This window comes from Thermodesulfitimonas sp., from assembly GCF_052743955.1.
The window spans coordinates 1-2,980 of the sequence record NZ_JBRAIN010000088.1 but is presented as its reverse complement, the minus strand read 5'-3'; the positions used below and the strand labels follow the sequence as shown (position 1 = coordinate 2,980).

Genomic DNA, 2,980 nt, shown 5'->3' with positions numbered 1-2,980 from the left:
ATCTTCAGCTTACTTACGTAGCGTGCATACCCGAAAAACCAGTTTATGCTGCACATCTGGTGGTTCCCTTTTCCTATAGCGTCGACGTAGCAGGGGCAGCCCCGGGAATGAACGCGCATGTAACAGTGCTGGTAACGACGACCGAAGTTAGGCCGAAAGCAACGTGCAGCAGGGAATTTACTGCCGCGGTGACGCTCGATCTCCAGGTTAAGGTAACGGAACAAAAGGAAATCGAAGTGCTTGTCGAAGCGCCTTCTGGGGTCAAAGTTAAGGAGACGGAAAGGTTGCGTGTGGATGACGTTGTGGCCACCACCAGCGCGGAAGTGCTGGCCCTAGGTGAGTGTGTGGTGCCGGAGGAGAAGCCGGCGGTGGCAGAGGTCCTAGATCTGCTTACGGAAACCGAAATTACGCGAGCGGAAACGGCGACGGATGAGGTACATCTATCTGGTAATCTGCACGCTCACGTTGTTTACCGGGCGGCGAACGCGGCCGGCTCCGTCTATCATTTAGAATGTATAGTACCTTTCAACCAAACGGTGGCCGTAGCAGGGGTGAAGGAGAAAATGACGGTGCAGGTGGAGGCCTAAACACTTGTGGCGGAAGCAGCGCCAAAAGATGCTCCTTCCCGCGTGTTAGACGTTGAGGTGCTGATCTCGTGCCGGATTCTGGTCGTAGAGCCCAGGCAACTCGACGTAGTTACCGCGGTTACGGGGGCTGCGGTGGTGGAGAAGGCGAAGCTCCGGGTGGAAGCCGTTGTAAGCGAAAATAGTACGACGGTCCTCTGCACCGAAGTCCCGGCCCTGCCGCCGGCGGATCCGCCAGTGGCGAGAATCTTGACCACCGAGCCCCTAAGCGTCACTGTTGTGGCGGCTGAAGTTATTGACGACGCGGTGGCGACGCGCGGTCGGGCCAGTGTCCGGGTTATCTATGTGGCGGCGACGCCGGTAGAAGGGGTGTACGCCGCCGATGCGCAGCTCGACTTTACCGCTAGGGTGAGTGTTCGGGGAGCAAAGCCGGGGTACGGGGTGCATGTTTCACCGGCCATCGATTACGCGGTGGTCCGGGTAAAAGAAAGCGGTATCGTCGTTGACGCGGCCGTGACGGTGCCGGTAAAGGTTACGGAAACGGTCCAGCAAGAGGTTATTACCTGCGTTAAGCTGCCGGAAAACTTTCCAGCTCCGCCCGTGACGTTGGTTCAGCATACCGTTACTCCCGGTGACACCTTCTATAATCTGGCCGAGCGCTACGGAACCACCGTAGAGGCGATCATGGCGGCAAATCCTGGTGTTGATCCAGATCACTTGCAGGTGGGGCAGGTTGTTAATATCCCGGTGACTCCAGGCGACCCGGCTTAACGCCTCAGTACTTGAAAAGCGTTGCGGGCCAAGGAGTAAAGATGAGGGGCTGACGTCAGCCCCTTAGTTTTCTTAACTTGACTATTCCCTCGTTGAGATTTTGGATTCCCTGGCGGATATTCCGAATCGCTTCTTTGGTGTTTTGGGCAGCGGTAGCGATAATTTCTAATCGCTGTTCCGCATCGGGGTTAAGACTGGCAAGTAGTAGAGCCGCTAGAGTTAAAGCGCTAAACGGAAGACCATTGGGTAACACAAGGTACCCCTCCCCATTTAGAAGCGTACGGCAAGCGTATCCAGGACGTTTTGGATACAGTTACATACGGTATAGGTATCCGAACCGGCGAAGAGCAGACCTACCGCCCTGTTTTTTCGTCCAGTCCAAGGGAACCGCTGTCCCCAGGTCGGCTCATCGCATCGGTGACGAACTGCTCTTCGAAGAGAGCTTCCTCGTTGTTCCCGATATCTACGCTTACCGTTGCGTGCGTATAGCGGACAATTCCGGTAGTAACGTCGGTAGTCCGGCCGCATTTTTTAACCTGCATTCCTGGTTCCGCTTCTGCCGTTCCCCGGACGAGACCGATCTTTAGTATTTCGGGGGTTATCAGCCTCGGGTCGGTAGGTTCCGCTGCAGCGCAGTCAACGAGATTATATGTTTCGGTAAGCCGGAAGAGACGTAGGGAGTAGTTAGGCCGGTAAACGCGTAGCAAGATATTCATGTAACATTCGAGGCCGGCAGCTACGGGGCAGGTTGCCGGTTCCTCTTTATAGCGGAGGGGAACAAAACGTTCTAGAATACCAATAACGTCTTTGTCGGCGTGCCCTCCGTCGTACGGGCCGGGCTGAAGGATCGGATCACCGCGCCGCGCCCTCCCGTCGGTACCGTTGGTACGGTTGGCTAAGATGTGGTTGTTAGAGAGGATGAGGGGTTTGCCTGATTGACGGTCGTAAACCACGGCCCCAAAGGCCCCAGCAGTAATCCGGTAATTAATGGCCGATACTGACCCCCGGCGGGGCGGGTCGGTAGCGACCGGTATTTTCTGCTAGCAAGCGAAACCGCCCGGTTTCTACGACGTCAGTCTTAATTTTTTCGAGACTTTTCGGCACGAGGGCTGCGCGAGGTAAAAACTCCGGAGGCAACTTTTTCGCTACAAAAACAATAAGCGCTGGCTTGCCCGTTTCCGCGCCGCGCGTTCGCTTCCTGCCGATGCCTACGCCCACTACGTTCGGCAGGTTGATGAGATTTTTCCGGTGCCGTTTGAGCGATTGTCGCAAAAGATCCATTTTGTCACCGCCTTAAAATCGGGAGAAGGAACCTTGAGGCTCCTTCTCCCGCCGGTTAAGTTGTTTTATCCCTGGTGAAGACCAGGAACAAGAACAGAATGATGGTAAGGATAAGCCAGATGTCGATTACGGTATCCCGAACCCGCATTAGCTAGCCCTCCCCTAGTCTTGGTTATAATGCCAGGTAGATGGAAAGGGCGGGGGGGGCAGTCTTACCCGACTGCTTTGTAGCTCATTGCGGGTAAGAATACCAGGAACGCGATAAGGATTTGGTTTAGCAACCCATAAAGTTCACGGATTGAATCTTGGGCGTACCTCTGAGAGAATCAACTTAAGTTGGCCGG

At 55.1% G+C, this 2,980-nt stretch carries 4 protein-coding genes; 2 read left to right on the top strand and 2 right to left on the bottom strand.

What is annotated here, in order from left to right:
* Both ACUVTA_RS07670 and ACUVTA_RS07665 read left to right on the top strand, forming a co-directional pair.
* Positions 1-587: DUF3794 domain-containing protein (locus tag ACUVTA_RS07670; protein ID WP_445952366.1), on the top strand; the 587-nt coding region annotated here is incomplete at its 5' end.
* A gap of 6 nt (positions 588-593) precedes the next feature.
* Positions 594-1,355: a LysM peptidoglycan-binding domain-containing protein gene (locus tag ACUVTA_RS07665; RefSeq protein ID WP_445952365.1), complete on the top strand. Its 762-nt coding sequence runs from the start codon at positions 594-596 to the stop codon at positions 1,353-1,355.
* 353 nt (positions 1,356-1,708) lie between these two features.
* On the opposite strand, the gene ACUVTA_RS07660 is transcribed toward ACUVTA_RS07665, so the two are convergent.
* The gene (locus tag ACUVTA_RS07660) at positions 1,709-2,308 is read right to left on the bottom strand and encodes a hypothetical protein (protein WP_445952364.1); all 600 of its coding nucleotides are present in this window, start codon (positions 2,306-2,308) and stop codon (positions 1,709-1,711) included.
* Positions 2,309-2,339: 31 nt separating this feature from the next.
* Positions 2,340-2,636: a hypothetical protein gene (locus ACUVTA_RS07655; RefSeq protein ID WP_445952363.1), complete on the bottom strand. Its 297-nt coding sequence runs from the start codon at positions 2,634-2,636 to the stop codon at positions 2,340-2,342.
* Between the last annotated feature and the right edge of the window lie 344 nt (positions 2,637-2,980).